Source organism: Sporomusa intestinalis (assembly GCF_055383785.1).
Genome location: NZ_AP042390.1, coordinates 4599530 through 4620772 on the forward strand (window position 1 = coordinate 4599530; position 21243 = coordinate 4620772).

Annotated in this window: 20 protein-coding genes; all 20 read right to left on the reverse strand. The window is 56.1% G+C overall.

From position 1 onward, the window contains the following. Positions 1–88: 88 nt before the first annotated feature. The 20 genes from uraA to ACZ481_RS21525 all read right to left on the reverse strand — a co-directional run bounded on the left by uraA (position 89) and on the right by ACZ481_RS21525 (position 21243). Positions 89–1366, reverse strand: a complete 1278-nt coding sequence (uraA, locus tag ACZ481_RS21430; RefSeq protein ID WP_464767365.1) for a uracil permease — start codon at positions 1364–1366, stop codon at positions 89–91. Positions 1367–1382: 16 nt separating this feature from the next. Further along, a complete protein-coding gene (locus ACZ481_RS21435; RefSeq protein ID WP_464767366.1) occupies positions 1383–2129 on the reverse strand; it encodes an AIR synthase related protein in 747 nt (248 codons plus the stop codon). A 3-nt stretch (positions 2130–2132) separates the two neighbouring features. Next, positions 2133–2642, reverse strand: coding sequence for an ECF transporter S component (locus tag ACZ481_RS21440; protein WP_464770675.1), 510 nt, complete (start codon positions 2640–2642; stop codon positions 2133–2135). Positions 2643–2680: 38 nt separating this feature from the next. Continuing rightward, entirely contained in the window at positions 2681–3424 is a 744-nt protein-coding gene (locus ACZ481_RS21445) for a transposase (RefSeq protein ID WP_464767367.1), read from the reverse strand. 123 nt (positions 3425–3547) lie between these two features. Then, a complete protein-coding gene (gene pflA, locus ACZ481_RS21450; RefSeq protein ID WP_464767368.1) occupies positions 3548–4294 on the reverse strand; it encodes a pyruvate formate-lyase-activating protein in 747 nt (248 codons plus the stop codon). Between the two features lie 85 nt (positions 4295–4379). Next, positions 4380–6608 (reverse strand): formate C-acetyltransferase, encoded by a 2229-nt coding sequence (pflB, locus tag ACZ481_RS21455; RefSeq protein ID WP_464767369.1) that lies wholly within the window; start codon positions 6606–6608, stop codon positions 4380–4382. Between the two features lie 324 nt (positions 6609–6932). Beyond that, positions 6933–7826, reverse strand: a complete 894-nt coding sequence (locus tag ACZ481_RS21460) for a radical SAM protein (protein ID WP_464767370.1) — start codon at positions 7824–7826, stop codon at positions 6933–6935. Between the two features lie 101 nt (positions 7827–7927). Next, the gene (locus ACZ481_RS21465) at positions 7928–9208 is read right to left on the reverse strand and encodes a 4Fe-4S dicluster domain-containing protein (protein WP_464767371.1); all 1281 of its coding nucleotides are present in this window, start codon (positions 9206–9208) and stop codon (positions 7928–7930) included. Between the two features lie 20 nt (positions 9209–9228). Beyond that, entirely contained in the window at positions 9229–9858 is a 630-nt protein-coding gene (locus ACZ481_RS21470) for a nucleotidyltransferase family protein (protein WP_464770676.1), read from the reverse strand. Continuing rightward, on the reverse strand, positions 9855–10610 hold the full coding sequence (gene yqeC / locus ACZ481_RS21475; protein WP_464767372.1) for a selenium cofactor biosynthesis protein YqeC: 756 nt from the start codon (positions 10608–10610) through the stop codon (positions 9855–9857). Before yqeC ends, ACZ481_RS21470 begins: the two co-directional genes overlap by 4 nt. A gap of 1 nt (position 10611) precedes the next feature. After that, entirely contained in the window at positions 10612–10923 is a 312-nt protein-coding gene (locus ACZ481_RS21480) for an XdhC family protein (protein WP_464767373.1), read from the reverse strand. Further along, positions 10916–11698 carry an XdhC family protein gene (locus ACZ481_RS21485; protein WP_464767374.1) on the reverse strand — a complete coding sequence of 261 codons (783 nt, stop codon included), beginning with the start codon at positions 11696–11698 and terminating at the stop codon, positions 10916–10918. Before ACZ481_RS21485 ends, ACZ481_RS21480 begins: the two co-directional genes overlap by 8 nt. Positions 11699–11884: 186 nt before the next feature. Beyond that, positions 11885–13189 (reverse strand): nucleobase:cation symporter-2 family protein, encoded by a 1305-nt coding sequence (locus tag ACZ481_RS21490; protein WP_464770677.1) that lies wholly within the window; start codon positions 13187–13189, stop codon positions 11885–11887. A 4-nt stretch (positions 13190–13193) separates the two neighbouring features. After that, the gene (locus ACZ481_RS21495; protein ID WP_464767375.1) at positions 13194–15563 is read right to left on the reverse strand and encodes a xanthine dehydrogenase family protein molybdopterin-binding subunit; all 2370 of its coding nucleotides are present in this window, start codon (positions 15561–15563) and stop codon (positions 13194–13196) included. Next, on the reverse strand, positions 15560–16015 hold the full coding sequence (locus tag ACZ481_RS21500) for a (2Fe-2S)-binding protein (RefSeq protein WP_464767376.1): 456 nt from the start codon (positions 16013–16015) through the stop codon (positions 15560–15562). Before ACZ481_RS21500 ends, ACZ481_RS21495 begins: the two co-directional genes overlap by 4 nt. Then, a complete protein-coding gene (locus tag ACZ481_RS21505; protein ID WP_464767377.1) occupies positions 16006–16812 on the reverse strand; it encodes an FAD binding domain-containing protein in 807 nt (268 codons plus the stop codon). The genes ACZ481_RS21500 and ACZ481_RS21505 overlap by 10 nt, the downstream gene beginning before the upstream one ends. Positions 16813–17098: 286 nt before the next feature. Further along, on the reverse strand, positions 17099–17872 hold the full coding sequence (locus tag ACZ481_RS21510; protein WP_464767378.1) for a formate/nitrite transporter family protein: 774 nt from the start codon (positions 17870–17872) through the stop codon (positions 17099–17101). 116 nt (positions 17873–17988) lie between these two features. After that, the gene (locus tag ACZ481_RS21515; protein WP_464767379.1) at positions 17989–19545 is read right to left on the reverse strand and encodes an ABC-F family ATP-binding cassette domain-containing protein; all 1557 of its coding nucleotides are present in this window, start codon (positions 19543–19545) and stop codon (positions 17989–17991) included. A gap of 275 nt (positions 19546–19820) precedes the next feature. Continuing rightward, positions 19821–20579: an amino acid ABC transporter ATP-binding protein gene (locus ACZ481_RS21520; protein ID WP_464767380.1), complete on the reverse strand. Its 759-nt coding sequence runs from the start codon at positions 20577–20579 to the stop codon at positions 19821–19823. 10 nt (positions 20580–20589) lie between these two features. Continuing rightward, positions 20590–21243, reverse strand: coding sequence for an amino acid ABC transporter permease (locus ACZ481_RS21525; RefSeq protein WP_464767381.1), 654 nt, complete (start codon positions 21241–21243; stop codon positions 20590–20592).

The window sequence follows — 21243 nt, forward strand, 5'->3', positions numbered from 1 at the left end:
GCTGCAGCCCTTGTCCGTCGGGACTGATCTTCTTTAAAGAAAAAGGCTCCCGCCGCCTGGCAGGAGACAACAAAACCCGGCTTTTCCCTTATTGCTGCCGGTCTGGCTCAGCCGGCGCATCGTTGGTAAGGCCCAGTTTGTCCAGCAGGGTAAAAGTCAGGCCAATGACAATGGCTACAATCGTGGCCAGAGCCATGCCTTTAAGCGTAACCGAGCCGAAGGTCAGCTGGGCGCCGCTGATGCCGATGATCAGGACAATCGCGGTCAACAGCAGATTCCGTGACCGGTTATAGTCCACCTTGGCATCAATCAGGATGCGGATGCCGGAAGCGGCAATCACCCCGAATAACAAGAGCGATACGCCCCCCATCACCGGGGCCGGAATGCTCTGTATTGCTGCTGCCAGCTTGCCGACAAAAGACAGGATAATGGCCAGCACGGCCGCAACCCCGATCACCCAGACGCTGTACACCCGGGAAATGGCCATAACGCCGATATTCTCGCCATAGGTAGTGTTGGGGGTCGAACCAAAACAGCCTGATAAAATAGTCGATAAACCATTGCCCAGCAGGGACCGGTGCAGACCGGGCGAGGCGGCTAAATCACGGCCGACGATATTGCCGGTAACAACCAGATGGCCAATATGCTCGGCAATCACGACAAGTGACGCCGGCACAATAATGGCAATGGCCTGAAGGTTAAACTCCGGGGCGTAATAGGTCGGCAGGGCCAACCAGGGCGTAGCCCTGACAGCAGCCAGATCAACCAGGCCCAGCAGCAGCGCCAGACCATAGCCCGACAAAATGCCAATCAGGATCGGGATAACAGCCAAAAACCCCCGAAACAGAATTGACCCCAGGATCGTAACAGCCAGGGTAAAGAGGGACACCGTAATGGTTTTCATATCCGGCGCCGCTGCCGTAAGGCCGGCCATACCGGCAGCCACCGGCGCCAGTTCCAGACCGATAATAGCGACAATGGCCCCCATAGCGGCCGGAGGAAAGACAATGTCGATCCACCTGGTTCCAACCACCCGGATACTGAGCGCTACCAGCGTAAAAACAATACCGGCGGCGATAAACCCGCCTAACGCCGCCCCATAACCATATTGGGGCAGGACCAGAAACACCGGTGATAAAAAGGCAAAACTGGAGCCAAGATAAGCCGGAATTTTTCCGCCGGTCAAAAAAATATAGAGCAAAGTCCCGAACCCGTTCCATAAGAGGACGGTGGCCGGATTAACCTTAAACAAAATCGGGACAAGCACGGTGGCCCCAAACATGGCAAACAGGTGCTGCAGGCTCAGCGGCAGTGTTTCCAGGAGCGGCAGCCTGTCCTCCACCTGAATTGTGCGTCTCACTGACATTCCTCCTCCAAAGTTGCTAGCCCTTTACCGGGGTAAGCTCGCCCAGCAGGGTCACAGGGCCGGTAATCTGCCCGGTACGGAAATAGGCGTCACTGACTGCCGCAATCACCACCGTGCTGGGCCCGGCCGACTGATTGATATCAACCCGGTCCTGCTCATAGACTGTGAGCTGCAGCCTGTTATTGCGCGCCAGCTCCTGCATTTCGTATAATATCCCTTTGGAACCGACCGGAATGATTTCATAGACCTCCTCCGCCCTGAGCAGTTGCCTGATAGTGTGATAATCAATCTGCTCTTCCTGCCTGTTTAATACCTCCCGGCCGACTTTCGGCCGGCCAAAGGCAAGGAGCAAAGCCTGGCCTTTAATATTGTTGACCTTCAGTTTTTTCGTCTCCGCCAGGCCAACTGCCGTAATGCCTAAGCCGGTCATCACGGTGGAAAAGTTTTCTTCCGTACTGCCGGTCAGGACAACGTCACTGATGCCAGCCGCTTTCAGTTCTTCCTCAATTCCCTGGATGACCGCTATGCCGGTCGGGTCAAATTCATTACAGATAGTGTTGGTCAGGCAAATCACCTCCGCCCCGGCACAGACAACCTCCATAATCGCAACCCGGGCCGTATATTTGCCGGTAATAAACGGAGTAACCTGCAGCGCATCGCCGGCTTTCAGACCAATACCGCCGCAGCTGTCACAGGCAATCACCATCGTTTTCGCCTGATCCAGCGCGACTAATGTTAAATCTCTTACCTTATTTATTTTCATATATTATTTATCATTCGCCTCTTTTATCGTAACATTGCCCAACATCCGGTAAATAATAACTGCCAGTAACACATTAAGCGCCGCCACGCCGGTGAGCAGCGGCAGCAGCGCCAGGATACCGGCCTGCCCTATCACCGGCATAAGTAACGGCGACAGGATGAGCAAGCCTGCCGGTCCATTGATCGAAACTGCTGCGATTGCTGCCAGGAGCGCCCCGCGCCCGGAAAAGCGGCTGCCGGCGGCAAAGCGTTGATAAACACGGCCAAAAACGGCCATAGTTGCCGCCATAATACCCATTGTGATAATATGAACAAGCAGCGACAGCGGAAAACCCGCCAGCAAGGCTGTCAGGAAATGGCCAGCCGCCGCAATCAGGGCGCCCCGTGCCCCACCCAACAATAGGGTTCCCAGAAATCCGGGCATTGAGTCAAAAGCAATGCTCCCCAGCACTTTAATATTCGCCCCGGCAAAGCTTAAGGCAATAAACAGGGCTGTTAACACATTTGCTCTCACGTCCAAGCTAATCCCCCTCAAGCGCCATACAACGGTGGCTATTTTTTTTCAACAAGCGCCTTACTTACCCCCGTCAGACGGGATATTTGCCTGATGGATAACCCCCGCTGGCGCAGTTCCTTGAGAAATACACTCCGTTGTGCCGCATCTAAGCCTATGAAAGCGCCCGTATCCTCAACGCCGCTAACCTCGCGGAGGATAACTTTTGCTTCCTCATCTGTCAGCCGCAAAGGCTCTTCACTTATATCAAGAACGGCTGCCGCCGCCGGCTGCTGATGGAACCGGATAAATTCCTTCCGGTTCATCAGCCCGGCAACAACTTCCCCGTCGACCAGGTCAGGCGCTCCCAGGTATTCCTGATAACTGCTCCAGGGATATTGAGCCGGTGCCGTGGCCAGACCGGCAGCAACCGGCTTGTTATGGATGTACCTAAGCACCGTTAATAAATAACTGTCATTATCTACCGGTTCACTCCTAAACCGGTCCTGAAACAAATGGCCGCTTCTTTTATATTTCCAATTATAATAATATACATATCTGGCCCCTATTCTTTTAAAGATTTGCTCTAAGCCTTCTGTTTCCGTTTTTAACAATAAATGAATATGATTGCCCATGAGGCAATAGGCGTATATTTTATAGCCGCTGATATGTTTGCATTCTTTTAATACGGCCAGGAATTTTTGATTATCCTCTTCATCGGCTACTATAAACTGTTTATTAATCCCTCTAATTACAATATGGTAGATGCCGCTTGCGCTTTTTACCCGGGCTGCTCTTGCCACGTGACCACCTCATGACCAGCATACCATTTCTGCCAGATATTTGCAAGACAGAACCACCGTCCCCTTGTCTTGACCGGTAATGAATAGAAGCCAGCAGCCGCTCAGGCGGCGCTGGCTCCTTATTTATCCTGCCTTATTTTCGTATAAAACGTCGATCTCCCGTTCCTGCAGCAGAGTCTGCACCTTAATCATATCCTGGGGTGTGGCCGCCGGGACCCCCTCCAGCAGATAAGCTCGGCCCAGCTGGGCCCATTTTTCCCGGCCAAAGGTATGATAGGGCAGCAGTTCTACCGCCGCTTCGCCCGGCAGGGACCCAATCAAGTCAGCCAGAGCGGTAATATCCTCCCTGGTGTTGGTAATGCCGGGAATCACGACATAGCGCAGGACAACAGGCAATACTGACGATACCTGGTTGAGATTGGCCAGGATCCGGGTATTGCCGGCCCCTGTCAGCCAGCGGTGCTTGCCGGGGTCAACCGCTTTAAGGCTGAATAATACAGCATCCGTAAACGGCAGCACGCGCGCCAGGCTTGCTTCCGGGCAGTTGCCGGCCGTGTCCAGGGTCGTATGCACCTTCTGCCCGCGGCATTGCTGAAAGACTTCGGCCACAAAATCCGGCTGCAGCAGCGGCTCGCCGCCGGATAGAGTGATACCGCCGCCTGAGGCTTCGTAGTACCGGCGATATTTCCTGATATCGGCCAGCACGGCTTCGACAGGTATGGTTTTTTCCCCTTGCACCCAGGTATCGGGGTTATGGCAGAATTTGCAGCCCAAAGAGCAGCCGGCCAGAAATAACACATAGCGAATGCCCCGGCCGTCCACGGTGCCGAATGTTTCTATCGAATGATAGTAGCCCAATTGCTGTGACATAATGCCCTCCGTTTACCGACATGGCCTGAGCCTGCCGCCTGGCAGCGGCAGACGCGGAGTGAAAGCTTAAGTAAGCCTGTTTCGCTTACACGGCTTCGTAGAAGGTTCGGCTGATAACCTCCCGCTGCTGGGCCGGCGTCAGTTTGATAAAGTTAACGGCATAGCCGGAGACGCGAATGGTCAGCTGGGGGTATTTCTCAGGCTGCTCCATAGCGTCCTCCAGCACCGAGCGGTCCAGTACGTTGACATTGATATGGTGGCCATTGTTTTCCGAGTAACCGTCAAGGACCGCAGTCAGGTTATTGACCCGGGCCGCGCTGCATTTACCCAGTGCGCCGGGCACGATGGAGAAGGTGTAAGAGATACCGTCGCGGCAATCCTCATAGCTTAGTCTAGTAACGGAGTTAACGGCAGCCAGCGCCCCGCGCTGATCACGGCCATGCATCGGATTGGCGCCCGGGGCAAAGGCCTGGCCGGCTTTGCGGCCGTCAGGGGTTGAGCCGGTTTTTTTGCCGTACATAACATTGGAGGTAATTGTCAGCACGGATAAAGTCTGCTCGGCATTACGGTAGGCCGGATGCTTTTTCAGGTTGGCGGAAAACTCGGCTGTAATCTCCTGTGCCAGCAGGTCAACCCGCTCGTCGTCATTGCCATAACAGGGCGCTTCCCCCACGATTGCAAAATCGGTGGCAATACCCCGTTCGTCGCGAACCGGCCGGACCTTGGCATATTTAATGGCGCTGAGCGAATCGGCGACAACCGACAAACCGGCAATGCCAAAAGCCATCAGGCGGCCGACCTCGGTATTGTGGAGGGCCATTTGCGCCCGCTCATAGGCATATTTATCATGCATATAGTGAATCAGATTCATCGTATTGACATACAGTCCGGCCAGCCAGTCCATGACCAGCGAGTAGTTGTGGCGGACGGCAGCATAATCCAGATATTCGCCGTCAAGAACAGGCAGCACCGGCGCCACCTGCTGGCCGCTGACCTCGTCCCGGCCGCCGTTGATGGCTAAGAGGAGTGCTTTGGCCAGGTTAGCCCTGGCGCCGAAAAACTGCATCTGTTCCCCCACCCGCATGGCGGATACGCAGCAGGCGATCGCATAGTCATCACCGTAAGACGGACGCATCACATCGTCATTTTCATATTGGATAGCGCTGGTATCAATGGATACCTGGGCACTGAATTTCTTAAAGTTTTCCGGCAGTCCGGTGGACCAGAGCACAGTCAGATTGGGCTCAGGCGCCGGGCCAAGGTTGTAAAGGGTATGGAGCACCCGGAAAGAGGTTTTGGTCACAAGCGGCCGGCCGTCAAGCCCAACACCGCCGATGGCCTCCGTTACCCACAACGGGTCACCGGCAAACAATTCATTATAATCCGGTGTCCGGAGCTGCCGCGCCAGTCTGAGCTTGATAACAAGCTGGTCAATGAGTTCCTGGGCAACGGCCTCGGTAATCCTGCCTTGCGCCAGATCCCGTTCCAGATAAATATCAAGGAAGGTCGAAACCCGGCCCAGAGACATGGCGGCGCCATTTTGCTCCTTAATCGCCGCCAGGTAGCCGAAATACAGCCATTGCACGGCCTCGGCCGCCGTTTCCGCCGGCCGGGACAAATCAAAACCGTAGGCTTTGGCCATGGCAATCATATCTTTAAGGGCCCCAATCTGGCGGGCAACCTCTTCCCGCAGGCGAATGACATCCTCTGTCATCGGCCGTTGCGCCAGAGCCTGCAGGTCTTGTTTTTTCGCTGCCAGCAAACGATTAATCCCATACAGGGCGACCCGGCGATAGTCGCCGATTATCCGGCCGCGGCCATAGGCATCAGGCAAGCCGGTAATAATCGCAGTACTGCGGGCCAGCTTCATCTCTTCCGTATAGGCCATGAAGACACCGGTATTATGGGTGGTCGCATGATTATGGTAGATGTCGCTAATGTGTTCATCCAGCTGGTAGCCATAGGCCTCGCAGGCCTGTTCAGCCATACGGATGCCGCCGTTGACAATCACACCGCGCTTCAGCGGGGCATCGGTCTGGAGCCCAACTATCGTTTCCAGCTCTTTATCTATATAACCGGCATCATGAGAGGTAAGGGTTGACACCTTGGCAGGGTCGACAGCAAGAACACCGTTATTCTTAATTTCCTGCTTTATCAGTTCACAGCACTGCTCCCACAGCCTGGTTGTCCGCGTTGTGGGACCTGCTAAAAACTGACTGTCACCGCTATACGGAGCATAATTCTGCTGGATAAAATCACGAACATTGATGCTCTCCTGCCAAACCTGGCCTTTGAATCCTTCCCATGCTTTCATGTGAAATCCCCCTCTTGAATATTCTAATAATTAGTACATAAAACCGCCTGGCATGAATGCCAGGCGGTCGGCCTTCACCTCATACAAAACCGTGTATCCCCTTGCTCCGCCCGGCCTGCAATCGGCAACCATTAACTTCGTAGACAAATTACTTCATCGTTCGAGTTTAATCGACATTTTTCATCTTTGTATTCATTATGCAACACATTGGCAAAGCTTGTCCAGCGATTAGGAAAAAGTAGTTATATTCTAAACTTTTTATATAATCATTAAATTTAAGGGGTAGTTCTTAGAACCACCCCTTAAATTTAATGATATCCATTTTTACTCCACATTGTTATAGGGATCCCAGTCGGTCACGTTGGCCAGCAGGCGCTGGGCCGCCTTAATGTCAGCCAGCAGCCTGTCCTTATCCTTCGGCAGGGTAGCGGCTAAAGCAATATGGTTGGAACTGTGATTGCTCCTGAACAGGCAGTGACTTGCCGCCGGCAGTTCAATGGCACTGATCAGCTGATAGAGTTCACCCATGATTGCCGCCGGCGGCAAGGGCTCAAACCGGCCACATTCAAATTGCTCCAGCAACTGGCTGCCGCGATACAGCATCAGCGTCAGCGCGCTTAGCATATGGGGGCGGATGGCGTTGACCGCCTGGGCGGTGTTATAGGCATGCCGTTCCGAGCCCGCCTTACCGCCAAGACCGGCAATCACCATAACCGACAGCTTAATGCCGGACTCGACAATACGCTGCCCGGCCGCGACAGCCTCTGCCGCTGTGACCCCTTTGTTAACGTCGGTAAGCACACCCTCATCGCCGGACTCCAGCCCATAATAGACCAGCTTCAGCCCGGCCTCACGCAAGGCGGTCAGCTCGGCCGGCGACTTATTCAGCATATCCTTCGGGCCGGCGTAACAGGACACCCGCTGCAGACGGGGAAAAGTCTGCTGCAGGACAGCCAATATCTGCAGCAGTTTGTCGGTCGCCAGCACCAGCGCATTGCCGTCCGCCAGAAAAATGCGGCGGATTTGCAGCGCATACGGTTTGGCCGCCTCAATTTGCGCCAGGATCTCTTCCAGCGGCCGGGTGCGGAACTTGACCGACCTGTACATATTGCAATACGTACAGGCATTGTGGGAACAGCCGATTGTCACCCGCAGAATAAAACTGTAGGCCTCACTTGGCGGGCGGAACACATTGCCCTCGGCCTGATCAAAATACAAGCTGCATCGCCTCTAATCCGACTCAGGGGACGGTTCGCCTGCGTCATTTCATTGGGGAAAAGTGACTCAAGAGAACCGTCCCCTTGAGTCACCAGGGTGCATTAGCGGTCTGTGTATTTTTTGGCCCCGGCGGCGACAGCGCTCAGAAAAGCGGACCGCAGCGGCTTAACCGCCAGCAACGCCTTGACCGGGGCCGATCTCTCGATCACAGCGGCTATGCGTCCCAGCGCCCGGTGGCTCAGGCGGGACGGGTCGTCAAACAGAAAGCTGCTCAGCTTGCCCCGTTCAATTGCCATGGCTACCATGCGGTCAAAGGTTGTCTCCGGAACCACGACCTGCTGCCCGCGCCCTTTCATCCGGATCGCCCCCTGCTTACAGGCCCGGGAGCAAACCCCGCAGCCCAGGCACAGGCTGGTTTCGCCCACCGCCCGGGAGCGGCCGTCAGCCCCGGCGGCAAGCCCGATGGCCTCTACCGGGCAGGCCCGGACGCACAGGCCGCAGCCGCTGCAGGCCGCGGGGTCAATCGCGGCGGCCCAGTTGGAGGTAACGACAGCGCCCCGCAGGTCAAAGGTCTTGATGGCCTGAATCATACCGCAGCAGCAGCCGCAGCAGTTGCACATAAACCCGACCGAGCGCTGGACATTGTCGGCAATTTGCGCCAGTCCGGCCTGTTTGCACTGTTCCAGCACCGCCATGGCGGCACCGGCGTCGGCCGGTTCGGCCATCCCCCGTTTGATCAGCAGTTCCGCCCCCCGGTCAAAGGTAAGGCAGGTCTTCAGCGGCGCCCCACAGGCTTTGTCCAGATGACTGGCTTTATGGCGGCAGGCACAGAGTGATAAACCGATTGTCCTGGCCGACTGAATGACATGGGTGGCTTTTTCCCAGTCAAGCACCTCTGAATAATCGCCGGCCGGCAGGGCTTCTTCCTGCACCAGAGCGCGGCCCAGCTGGGTATTCTGCTGGAATACATCGCGGGCAAAGCGGTCGTCGCGGTACATGTACTCTTCAAATAACTGCGCCAGCTCCCGCATCGGTAAATCATCGCGGGCCCGCATATAGACAAATTCAAAAAAACCAATGACAACCGGCGCCAATACGACATGAGCCTGGCCCCGGTATTCAAAATCAAAGACTAAGCCTTTCTCGGCCATGATCTGTATTTTTTGCTGCAAAGCCTCCACCGGCCAACCGGTTTTGCGGGCCAAGGCGGCAACAGCAACCGGCCGGAGCGGAATCTTTCTGGCAATGGCTGCTTCGGCCGGCGAAAACAGCAATTGCAGAATCCGGATCAGAACCGGCGAGTACGGCGCCCCGGTAAGGTTCTGGTCAAGCCGCTGCTGCAGCAAACGGTATTCGCGTTCGCCGTTAACTATATGTCCCACAAGGCAAGACCTCCCGCGCTTTAGACATTGTCACGCTGTTCATAAGCTGATTGATACAGCTTCGTCAGCCGCTGATACTCTGCCCAGGTGTCGGCGTCATAAAACGGCGCCGGCTCCGGCCAGTCCAGCTGCGTGACCCAGGCCGGATTTGCCTGCATAATTTTGCGGCCGCCGGTGTCACCGGTTAATCCGGCCAGCGCGGCCCGCCAGTAACTGCCGAACAAAACCGGGCTGTGACGCTGCCCCTGATGGCAGGGCACAATAATCGCCTTATCGCTGCCCCGCCGGACAAAGCAGGTCCGGACAGCCTGAATCAGCGCCGTACTAACCAGCGGCTGATCCCCCGGGAAAAACATAATGCCGCGTAAGGGCTGCGCCAGCGTCTGCAGCGCCAGAACAATCGAGGAAGCCTGACCACTCAGCCGGCCGGCATTATACACGGCCCGGACCGAATACCGGGAACACAGCCCGGCCAGTTCTGCCGCCGGCTCCCCGATTACGGCCACGCAGTCCGCCCAGGGCAGGCTGCGCACTGTACTTAGCACATGGGCGGCCAGCGGTTTATCACCCAGGGGCAGCAGCAGCTTCTGCCGTCCCATGCGGCTGGCAGTGCCTGCTGCCAGAATAACGGCACCAATTCCGGAATCTATAGCAAATACACCTCACAGGGCTGCATGCTGCAGCCATAGCCTTCAGTCAGTACCACCCGGGCCAGGCCAGCTCCCGCCAGCGTCGTATCGCCGGCAATCAGTCGGCCGGCCTGCCTGCAGTCAGGGTCCCGGGCGCCGCTGAGCACTAAAACCCTGGTTCCCCGGGCATACTGGAAAATCCCCTGGCGATGTATGACCAGCCGGACAATATCGCGCCAGTGTATCACCTCGCCGGCCTGCTTGTTAATAATTGCCGCCACCAGTTCCGGTCTGTGGGTGGTGGCCGCCGCCAGCGGCCGGCCCACAGCCCCCAGGTTTACCACCCCGGCCGTGACGGTGGTACAGGCCGGGACAACCGGCTCCCGGGCGGACGGGGCCTTAAGCAGTGCCTGGCGGGCGCCATCTGCCTCAACCATAATATTGACCCCGGGGGCACTGGCGGCCAAAAGGTCAATGCCGGCAGGCGCCACACCAATGACTTTCTCTCCCTCCCGCCGGGCAAACCAGCCTACCGGCTGGCCTTGCTGCAGGGCCGCCGCCACCTGCACCGCGCCCCTGGTTATGTCGCCGGTCACTACCAGCTCGCAGCCGGCCACCTGGCTATAGAACATTTTAGTCGTTGCTGTAATTACCACCGGCCAGCCCCGGCGGCCGGCGCCGGCGGCCAGCGACTGCAGCAGCGAAGTCTTGCCGCCGGCACCGACACCGGCCACCACTGCCGGCGGGGTAAGCCCCAGGGCATCCCACAGCATCTTATACCACCTGGACGAATACTTCCATCATTCCCCCGCAGGCCATCCCCTCTTTCGCTGCTGTTTCGCCTGTCATAACTACCTTATAGGTAAAACAGCGGTTATCATCCAGGGCGGTTAGCGCCTGCAGCCGGACTTCGGCCTCGGCACAGCCGCCGCCGATGGTGCCGAGCACCCGGCCATCGCGATACACCAGCATTTGCGCGCCGGCTTTACGGGGGGTTGAGCCCCGGGTGGCAATAATACTGACAAGAGCGGCCTGCGCCCCCGCCTGCTGCGCATCACAAACAGCCTGAACCATCCTGTCATCCATTGGTCCTGCACCTCCGCTTCTCGGACATTGGCCGGCAGCTGGCATCGCTGTTACTGGCCACAATCTCCGCCACTATTCCCAGGGCAATCTCGGCCGGCGTTTCCGCCCCGATATCAAGGCCGATCGGCGCCCGCAGCCGGGCTAATGCAGCCGGATCATAGCCTTCCCCGGTCATGGTGTTGATAACAACCTGCACCCGCCCCTGGCTGCCAATCATGCCGACATAGGCGGCCGGCTGATCAATAACCGCCCGCAGGCACTCCATGTCCGAGCGGTGTCCCCTGGTTACAATAACAATTGCCCCATACCCTGACAGGCTCAGTTCAGCCAGCGCCTGGTCAAAGTTCCGGCAGACGACCTGCTCGGCCTGGGGAAACCGCGCGGCATTGGCAAAATCCGGCCGGTCATCCACAACAGTCACGGCATAGCCAACCATGGCCAGCATCTGTGTCAGCGGCTGGCTAATATGGCCGGCCCCCAGTACCAGGGCCGACTTCCGCCGGGACAGCTTATCCCAGAAAACCCGGTATTGGCCGCCGTTATAGTCAATAGCAACAAGCAGCGGCCGTTTCCATTCGCTCCGGGCGACCTTGTCCATAATCAGCCTGGTAAACCCTTCATCAAGCAGCACCTGTGCATAGCGGCCGCCGGTAATGAGCAGCATTTGCCCAATACCGGCGGCCTGCGGCGCCGGCGCGCTAATCAGGGTAATAATATCCGCGCTGCCCGCGTCTCCGGCCAGCTGCCGGAGACGGTTAAACACCACGTTGTTCATCGCTCCACCCCCAAATGCAATAATGCTTCCAAGACCCCGCCGCCAATCGCCCGGGCTTTATCTGAAATCGTATAGCAATGTTCCTGGCGGCAGCGCGGATCTATGTCGCCAATTTTAAGGCCTGCAAATTAAGTAAAGTAAAGGCGCCAGCCGGATTAGAGGCTGTCGCCATTATTCTTTCGCTAATTAGCCAATATATTCCTGCTTGCCGATGGCCGCCTCGGCCGGCTTATCGGTGCCGTTTAAAACCGCATTCAGGACAATGGCCGTCACACTGCCGGCAGTAATGCCGCTATGCAGGATTATCTGGGCCCAGCTGGGAAAATTGTGATAAAAGTTCGGCACGGCCAGGGTAATCATGCCAATTCCTAAACTAACAGCCACAACCATAATATTATGGGTGCCGTCAAACTGCACCCTGGCCAGGGTCTTGATGCCGCTGGCCGCAACCATGCCAAACATGGCAATGCCGGCGCCGCCCAGTACCGGGCTGGGTATAGCGGCAATAACGGCCGCCAGTTTGGGGAATAAACCCAGCAGGACCAAAATAACCCCGGCAGCAGCCACCACAAAGCGGCTCTTGACCTTGGTCAGGCCGACCAGGCCCACGTTTTGGGCAAAAGCCGTATAGGGAAAGCTGTTTAAAATCCCGCCCAGCATGGTCGAGAAACCATCGGCCCGCAGGCAGCGGGTTAAATCCTGCTGGGTGACAGGCTTGTCAATAATCTCGCCGACGGCAATGCAGTCACCGGTGGTTTCCGTCATAACCACCAGCATGACCAGGACCATGGCCAGGATGGAGGCCAGATCAAATGTCGGCAGGCCAAAGGCAAAGGGGGTCGTAATGCCAAGCCAGCCGGCACTGGCAACCTGCGAAAAATTCACCAGGCCAAAGCTGGCGGCAATGCCGGTGCCGCAGATTAAGCCCAAAAGGACGGCAATATTGCTCAAAAAACCTTTAAAATAGCGGTAGAAGAACAACACCAGCACCAAGGTGAGCAGCGCCAGGCAGATATAGGGAAAGGCAGCAAAATCAGGGGCGGCAGGGTTGCCGCCGGCGGCCCAGCGGACAGCCACCGGCATCAGCGTCACCCCGATAATCGTAATGATCGTACCGGTAACGACAGGCGGGAAGAAACGGATAAGCCGGCTGAAATAGGGACTCAGCAGATAAGTGACAAAGCCGGCGACAATGATGGAGCCATAAATGCCCGTCAGACCGTGGGTCTTGCCAATAATGATCATCGGCGTTACGGCGGCAAAGGTTACCCCCTGGATAATCGGTATCCGGATGCCCATATTCCAGAAACCCAGAGTCTGGATCAGGGTGGCGATCCCGCAGGTAAACAAGTCGGCATTAATCAGATAGATAAGCTGTTCTTTGCTTAAGCCCAAGGCGTTGGCGATAATCAGCGGCACAGCCACGGCCCCGGCATACATGGCCAGGACATGCTGCAGCCCGTAGGTAAACAGCTGGCCAAATGGCAGCATTTCATCAACTGGATGTTTTAACTGGTTGTTTTGCACAATTCTCCCCCTTATTCTGGACCAGACAGTCAGCGGCGCCGCTTGCGCCGCAAAAAGCATTATTATCTTTTATACCCATAAACACCTTTTCCGGTGTGATCGGCAAGCGGGTAACAGCAGCCCCCACCGCATTATAGACAGCATGGGCAATTGCCGGTGGCGGCGTATTGATAACCACCTCGCCAATCGACTTGGCCCCAAACGGGCCTGTAGGCTCATAGCTGGCCTCAAAAGCGACGGTAATCCTGCCGACATCTTTACGGCAGGGAATTTTGTACTGCATAAACGTATTTGTCTGCATCTGGCCGCGGTCATCATATCTGACATCCTCGTACAAGGCCATGCCAATGCCCTGGGCAATGCCGCCCTCGACCTGAATACGGGCCAGGTTGGCGTTAAGCACGGTGCCGCAGTCGACAACCGCCACATAATCAAGCAGTTCGGTAACACCGGTCCCGGGATCGACCTCGACCTCGGCAAAGCCGGCAATGAAAGGCGGGGGCGAGACCGGCGAGCCGTAGGTCGCAAAGCCGGTTAACTGCTGTTTGCCGGCCCCCAGCACCATAAGTTCGGCCAGCTTCTCCAGGCTTATCGACCTGCTGCCGTCAAGGGCAGTCAGGGTTTCGCCGTCAAAATGCAGCTGCCCCGGCGCAACCGCCAGCAGCTTGCTCCCCTGGTCAATAATCTTTTGCTTTAATTCCCCGGCGGCCTGCAGGGTGGCCATACCGGTCACATAGGCGGTGCTTGAGGCATAGGAGCCGGGATCATAGGGAGAAACATCGGTATCGGCGGCGTGAACAAGAATATTGTCCAGCGAGGTTGCCAGCACTTCGGCGGCAATCTGCGCCAGTACCGTATCACTGCCTGTTCCCATATCGGTGGAACCGGTAAGCAGGGTATAGCTGCCGTCGTCATTCAGCCGGATTTCGATGGAGGCCGTATCAATGCCGGCAATCCCCGACCCCTGCATCGTGACAGCCATGCCGATAGCCCGTATTTTGCCGTCCGGCAGAATGCGGCGGGGATACTTTTCGTCCCAGCCGATGAGGGCTTTGCCTGTTTGAATACAGCGGTCCAGGGCCGAACTGCCCAAAGTCTTGCCCTGATACACCAGGCAGGTTTCCCCTTCTCTGATTATGTTTTTCAATCTGAGTTCAGCCGGGTCCATATTGAGCCGCTCGGCCAGCTTGTTCACCGCCGACTCCAGCGCGAATGTCCCCTGGGTAGCGCCGTAGCCTCTGAGCGCCCCGGCCGGCATCTTGTTGGTATACACAGCATACCCCTGATACCGGACGGCCCTGGTTTTATTGTATAAGGGCAGCGTTTTGTCGCCGCACACCATAAAGGTCGTTGAGGCATGTTCGCCATAGGCCCCTGTGTCTGACAGGTTCTCAATATCCAGGGCGCGGATCAAGCCGTCTTTGTCGGCCCCCAGCCGCAGCTTCAGCCGCATGGCATGGCGGCTGGTGGTGCAGCTGAAGGTCTCGGTCCGGCTATAGGCAAACAGGGCCGGGCGGCCGGTTTTCAGTGTCACCAGGCCGGCAAACACCTCGCCGGAACCGGTCTGCTTGCCGCCAAAGCCGCCGCCGATCCGGGGTTTGATCACCCGGACCCTGCTTGCCGGCAATTCCAGGGCCCGGGCCACATGACGCCTGATGTGGAACGGCACCTGCGTCGAACTGACAATAACCAGCCGGCCCTGGTGGTCAAGATAGGTAAAGGCGCGGAAAGTCTCCATCATCGCATGGGCCTGAGCCTGGGTATAATAGGTTTCTTCAATGACAATGTCGCAGTTTTTGAGTTCCTGCTCCACATCCCCGGCCTCAACCCGGTGGCTGGAGCAGATATTGCGGGCTTTGTCCATGCCGATAGCAAAATTGCAGTGCAGGTCGTCTTCGGGGTGAACAACCGAGGTATGGCCGATCGCCTGTTCAAAATCAAGCACCGGTTCCAACACCTCATACTGGACTTTGATTTTCTTCAGGGCCGCAGTGGCTGTTTTTTCATCGACCGCCGCCACGATAGCCACCTCATCCCCCACATAACGCACAACCTGCTCCAGAATCAGGCGATCATAGGGCGATGGCTCCGGATAAGACTGTCCCGCCAGCGTAAACCGGACTGTAGGCACATCCCTGTAAGTCAGAATACACTCTACCCCGGGCACGGCCCGGGCCTTAGTCAGGTCGATTGCTTTGATCCTGGCATAGGCATGGGGGCTTCTGAGAATCTTTACCACCAGCGCGCCGGCCGGCACTAAATCCTCGGTATATACCGGCTTGCCGGTACTAATGGCCAGGGCATCTGTTTTGGCAACTGCTTTGCCTACCCAATTCATTGTTCCGCCACCCCCAGGTATTTTTTAACGGCCCGGAGCTGTCCCTGATAACCGGTGCAGCGGCAAAGGTTGCCTGTCAAATAGTGAATCATGTCCGCTTCGCCGGGGTTGGCCAGTTCCCGCTTCATCGCCAGCACAGTCAGAATAAAACCCGGGCTGCAATAGCCGCACTGATCGGCGCCTTCGGCCGCCATAAAGCGGGCAAAGCCCTCGGCCTCGTACCGGAGGCCTTCGATTGTGGTAATATGCCTGCCCCGGGCCCGGAACGACAACAGCGAACAAGCCAGGGTCGGCCGGCCGTCAAGCCAGACCGTACACAAGCCGCAGCAGGCGGTGTCACAGCCCCGCCTTACACTGAACAAGCCTTGTTTGCGCAGGGTATCAACAAGAAACTCATCCGGCTGAACAGTTAATAAGACCCGCTGATGATTAAGATATAGCTCTATTTGCATGCAGTTACCTCCGTTAGCGCCCGTTGGACTAAGGTCCGGCACATCTGCCGCCGGTATTCGGCCGAAGCCCGCATATTCGCCCCAAAGGGCAATTCGGCGGCTGCCAGTCCGGCCGCCTGCAGCAGGCAGTCGGGCGGCGGCCCGTCACTGCCGGCGCCGGCCAGCAGTGACGCCGCCTGCGCTGCCAGTTTGGCCCGGGTTGGCCTGGCGCCAACGGCAATTTTCCAGTCGCTGTCAAGCCGGGAAGCAGCAACAGTCAGCACCGGAAAATCACTCTGCGAGTTCCGCAGGGCCAGATAGGCTGCCCTACGGTTTGTTTTATGAATAATGATTTTAACTAAAAGATCCTTGCTTCTGGGCATATCAATAAATTCAGCCAGCGCCAGGCGCCCGCCCTGATGGAGTTCAAGCTCCGTATCCAGCGCCAGCAGGGCGGTGAGAAAATCGGAAAAGCCATAACGGGAAAACACCGAGGCGCCGACGGTGGCGACATTGCGGAACTGCACGCCGATAATGCTCTGCACCGACTTGGCCAGGATGCCGCTAAACCACCCGTTCAGAGCCGCGCTGGTCTCAACCTGGCGCAAGCTGGTCATGGCCCCAATCGCAAAATAAGTATCATATTCTTTAATAAAATCCAAGCCAAGGTTAGATAAATCCACCCCGGTGTGAATGGTCTGCGACCCCAGCCGGAGCCAGGCGCAGCCGCCAAGAATAACATTACTCTTTTTGGCAGTCAGCAGCCGGTAGGCCTCCTGCTGCGTAGCTGGCTGCGCTATGTTAAGCAATGTGAACAATTTTTACCCTCCACTGCCGAATGTTCGGTTTATTTTACTTAATATGTTTCGAATTATAACATATAGGCAGCCAAGTGAAAACACATTTCTCTAGCCTTATTTGACATTTATCGCTATTTTTTATCAGTTTTCATCATTTTTCTATAATAATCCCGCATTATTTGCGCTGCGGTTTTTTTCAGCCAGCTTTTATGTTTATGCGCTTTTATTCGAAAAAATCGAACAATCGGGCATACAAAATACCCAGAACCTTCATCAGGCTCCGGGTTGCAGGGCGCTTGCGCCATCAGTTGCAGTCTTTATGGGAAATAAACCAGTAAGAGGCGCCAATCACCAGGGCGCCACCAATCACATTGCCGATAGTAACAAACAGCAGATTATAGCTAAAACCGCCCAAGGAGCCGACTGCCGCCTCCGGCATAAACAGGGCAACCGTCAGCAAGGTCATATTCGCCACACTATGCTCGAAACCGGTGGTGATAAAAGCAAATAAGCACCAGAAAATCATGATCAGCCTGGCTGTTTCGTCCTTCGTGCGGATCGAGCACCACACAGCCAGGCAGACCAGCATATTGCACAATATGCCTTTGGCTACCAGTTCCGTCCAGGGGAGTGACATCTTACTCTGGGCGATTTTGGCAATATATGCCGCGGTAGTGCCTGTAGCCAGACCGGCGGCAATAAACAGCCCGGCCAGTGCAGCCGCTCCCAGCAAATTGCCGGCGAAGCTAAACACATTAACCCTGACCCAATCCAGCACAGTGACCTGTTTGGCCAAGGCCCCGACCGTCATTGTCATATTATTGCCTGTAAACAATTCGGAACCGGCAAAAGTGACCAGACTCAGGGCTATGCCGAAAGACAGCCCCATGGCAATCCGGACAAAAGATAAGTATTCCGGGGACAGCAAACCGCCGATCGTATAGGCCAGCAGCACCGCAAACCCGACGTAGATGCCGGCCAGAGCCGAGGATAATAAATATTTACCGGTACTTGCCCGGAGAAATTGGGCCTTTTTTACGGCTGAGCTGCACAGACTGGCAATATCTTCAGAATACATGTAAACCTCCGGTAAGCTATGATATTTATACCTTTTCCAGATCAGCCACAAAATTATGCAGGCGAACGCTGTCAAATAAAAAGCGGCCTATGACTGCATCACAAACCGCCTGCGGGCTATACAATTTTGGTTGTCCAGTTCTCGACATTCCAGACAGCCGTTACCCAGTCTTCATAGAAATCGGGCTCATGGGAAACAAGCAGAACCGTGCCTTTGAACTCAAGCAATGCCCGCTTCAGTTCGGCTTTGGCCTCCACATCCAGGTGGTTGGTCGGCTCGTCCAGGACCAGCCAGTTCACCTCTTTAAGCATCAGCTTGCATAAACGGACTTTGGCATTCTCCCCGCCGCTCAGCACCAGCATCTGGCTGGTAATATGCTCGTTAGTCAGGCCGCAGCGCGCCAGCGCCGCCCGGACCTCAAAATTCGTCAGACCGGGAAACTCATCCCAGACTTCTTCCATCGCGGTCCGGCTGTTGTTGCGGCCCGACTCCTGCTCAAAGTAGCCTGAATGCAGGTAGTCCCCCAGCATTACTTTCCCCGCTACAGGCGGAATAAACCCCAGCAGGGTCTTCAGCAGGGTTGATTTCCCCAGGCCATTGACCCCCCTGATGGCTACTTTCTGCCCTCGCTCCAGTACAATATCCACCGGTTTAGTCAGCGGTTCATCATAGCCTAATACCAGTTCCCTGGCTTCCACAATAAACCGGCTGGGCGTCCGGGCTTCCCGGAACTGGAAAGTTGGTTTGGGTTTCTCCCGCGGTTTTTCCAGGATCTCCATTTTCTCCAGGCGCTTTTGGCGGCTGTTCGCCATCCCCCTGGTCGCAACCCGGGCCTTGTTCCGGGCAATAAAATCCTCCAGCCGGTCAACCTCCTGCTGCTGCCGCTCATAAGCCCGCGCTTCCTGGCTTTTTCTTACGGCATACAGCTGCTGGAACTGTTCATAGTCACCGGTATAGCGGGTGAGAACGGCGTTTTCGACATGATAAATAACATTGACAACCTCATTTAAAAACGGAATATCGTGAGATACAAGAATAAAGCTATTTTCGTAGCCTTTCAGATATTTTTTCAGCCATTCAATATGTTCAACGTCAAGGTAGTTGGTCGGCTCGTCCAAAATCAGGATAGTGGGATTCTGGAGCAGCAATTTGGTCAGCAGCACTTTCGTCCGCTGGCCGCCGCTCAGGTCGGCCACATCCCGGTCCAGGCCGATATCGCCCAGCCCCAACCCGTTGGCCACTTCTTCAATCTTGGCATCAAGGACATAGAAACCGCCGTGTTCCAGCATATCCTGCAGCTCGCCGACTTCGGCCATCATCTTCTCCACTTCGTCCTCGGTCGCGTCGCCCATTTTATCATATAAACCCAGCATCTCGGCCTCAAGGTCAAACATATTCTGAAAGGCTTCCCGCAGCACAGCCCGGATCGTTTTCCCCTTCGTCAGGACAGAGTGCTGGTCAAGATACCCCACCGTGACCCGGTTGGACCACTCGACCTTGCCTTCATCGGGTGTCAGCTGGCCGGTAATAATATGTAAGAAGGTTGATTTCCCTTCGCCGTTAGCGCCGATCAGGCCGACATGTTCTCCTTTTAACAGGCGGAAGGAAGCATCGGTAAGAATAGTGCGGGCGCCAAAGCCATGGGATACATTTTCAACAGTTAAAACGCTCATTATAAACTCCTCATGCTATTTAACAAATACTTCTTTATTTTATCGCAAAGGCTCCCCTGCTGTCAAAAGCAAATTGCCGCAACACGCGGACGGAAGCATGGGAAGCATGGGGACGTTCTTTTTGCTTCGCAAATAACCAAAAAAATAGAAGCAAAAAGAACGTCCCCGCGCTTCCGGCCCATGCTTCTTCAAAGAGGCGTTTCCGCCCGTTGCTGCTCTTAGCTCATTTCAGACAACTGGCGGGTACTGAAGCTCTGTTCAGTACCCGCCAGGGCTTACACCACTCTTTGTAAAAAAGCCTGCGTCCGGGGCTGCGCCGGCGCCCCAAACAGGGCTGCCGGCGGACCCTGCTCGACAATTTCTCCATTATCCATGAAAATCACACGGTTGGCCACTTCTCTGGCAAAGGCCATCTCATGGGTGACAACAATCATGGTCATATGCTCCTGGGCCAGCCGGCGCATGGCTTTTAAGACCTCGCCTGTCAGTTCCGGGTCCAGGGCGGAAGTGGGCTCGTCAAACAGCATAATGTCCGGGTTCATCGCCAGGGCCCGGGCGATGGCCACCCGCTGCTTCTGCCCCCCTGACAGGCGCGAAGGGTACACATCCCGCTTGTCGGCCAGTCCCACCTTGCCCAACAGCGCCTCGGCCTGGGGGATTATTTCCTCGCGCCTGGCACCTTTGACGGTAAGCGGGGCTTCGATAATATTCTCCAGCACCGTAAGATGCGGAAACAGGTTAAACTGCTGAAATACCATCCCCATCCGGCGGCAGATCCGCCTGGCGTCAGCTTCGGCGGCATAGCGGATTTTCCCGTCAGGCTCGCTGGCGGCAAGCACATCGCCGGCAATCTCGATCCGCCCTTGGTCAATGGTTTCCAGCCGGTTCAGACAGCGCAGAAAAGTGCTCTTGCCGGAGCCGGAAGGGCCGATGATGGCCACAACCTCTCCCTGGGCCACCGTGAGCGAAATGCCTTTTAATACTTCAAGGTGGTTAAACTTTTTCTGAATGCCGACGGCATGTATCATATTCATGGGGATGCTCCTACTCGTCATATACGGCATACTTTTGTTCAAGCTTCTGGAAGATCCAGGTCAGGGCCAGGGTCATCAGCAGGTAAAACACGGCCGCCACAATAAACGGCATGGTGTTGAAATCCCGCTGGACGAGGGCCCGGGTTGTCCTGAGCAGATCATTCATAGCCAATACATAAATCAGGGAGGTATCTTTAACCAGCGTAATCGTCTCATTGCTGACCGGCGGCAGCACTCTTTTTATCACCTGCGGCAGCACAATCCGGCGCATGGTCTGGATATAAGTCATCCCCAAAACCCTGGCCCCTTCATATTGACCGCGGTCGATGGACTGAATGCCGGCGCGGAATATTTCCGCAAAATAGGCGGCATAGTTGAGCACAAACGCCAGCAGCGCGGCCGGAAAGTCAGGCAGCCGGACACCAATATAGGGCAGGAACGGCAGGCCAAAATAGATGAATAACAGCTGCAGCATCAGCGGCGTCCCTCGAAACAGCCAGATATACACCCCTACGGCGCCGCTCAGCGCCCGCCAGCGGGAAATGCGGGCCAGGGCCAGCAGCAGGCCCAGCGGCAGCGCCAGGACGATCGTAGCAAAAAACATCTGCAGGGTCACCACTGTGCCTGCCAGCAGCGACGGTAAAATGCCCAGTATATAATCCAT

What these genes read in the sequence shown, in the direction of transcription:
- uraA (WP_464767365.1), bottom strand. Translation starts at nt 1,366, where the DNA reads ATGTCAGTGAGACGCACAATTCAGGTGGAGGACAGGCTGCCGCTCCTG.
- ACZ481_RS21485 (WP_464767374.1), bottom strand. Translation starts at nt 11,698, where the DNA reads ATGAACAACGTGGTGTTTAACCGTCTCCGGCAGCTGGCCGGAGACGCG.
- ACZ481_RS21525 (WP_464767381.1), bottom strand. Translation starts at nt 21,243, where the DNA reads ATGGATTATATACTGGGCATTTTACCGTCGCTGCTGGCAGGCACAGTG.
- pflA (WP_464767368.1), bottom strand. Translation starts at nt 4,294, where the DNA reads ATGTCACAGCAATTGGGCTACTATCATTCGATAGAAACATTCGGCACC.
- ACZ481_RS21435 (WP_464767366.1), bottom strand. Translation starts at nt 2,129, where the DNA reads ATGAAAATAAATAAGGTAAGAGATTTAACATTAGTCGCGCTGGATCAG.
- ACZ481_RS21500 (WP_464767376.1), bottom strand. Translation starts at nt 16,015, where the DNA reads ATGCAAATAGAGCTATATCTTAATCATCAGCGGGTCTTATTAACTGTT.
- ACZ481_RS21520 (WP_464767380.1), bottom strand. Translation starts at nt 20,579, where the DNA reads ATGAATATGATACATGCCGTCGGCATTCAGAAAAAGTTTAACCACCTT.
- pflB (WP_464767369.1), bottom strand. Translation starts at nt 6,608, where the DNA reads ATGAAAGCATGGGAAGGATTCAAAGGCCAGGTTTGGCAGGAGAGCATC.
- ACZ481_RS21510 (WP_464767378.1), bottom strand. Translation starts at nt 17,872, where the DNA reads ATGTATTCTGAAGATATTGCCAGTCTGTGCAGCTCAGCCGTAAAAAAG.
- ACZ481_RS21515 (WP_464767379.1), bottom strand. Translation starts at nt 19,545, where the DNA reads ATGAGCGTTTTAACTGTTGAAAATGTATCCCATGGCTTTGGCGCCCGC.
- ACZ481_RS21480 (WP_464767373.1), bottom strand. Translation starts at nt 10,923, where the DNA reads ATGGATGACAGGATGGTTCAGGCTGTTTGTGATGCGCAGCAGGCGGGG.
- yqeC (WP_464767372.1), bottom strand. Translation starts at nt 10,610, where the DNA reads ATGCTGTGGGATGCCCTGGGGCTTACCCCGCCGGCAGTGGTGGCCGGT.
- ACZ481_RS21490 (WP_464770677.1), bottom strand. Translation starts at nt 13,189, where the DNA reads ATGCTGCCATTTGGCCAGCTGTTTACCTACGGGCTGCAGCATGTCCTG.
- ACZ481_RS21495 (WP_464767375.1), bottom strand. Translation starts at nt 15,563, where the DNA reads ATGAATTGGGTAGGCAAAGCAGTTGCCAAAACAGATGCCCTGGCCATT.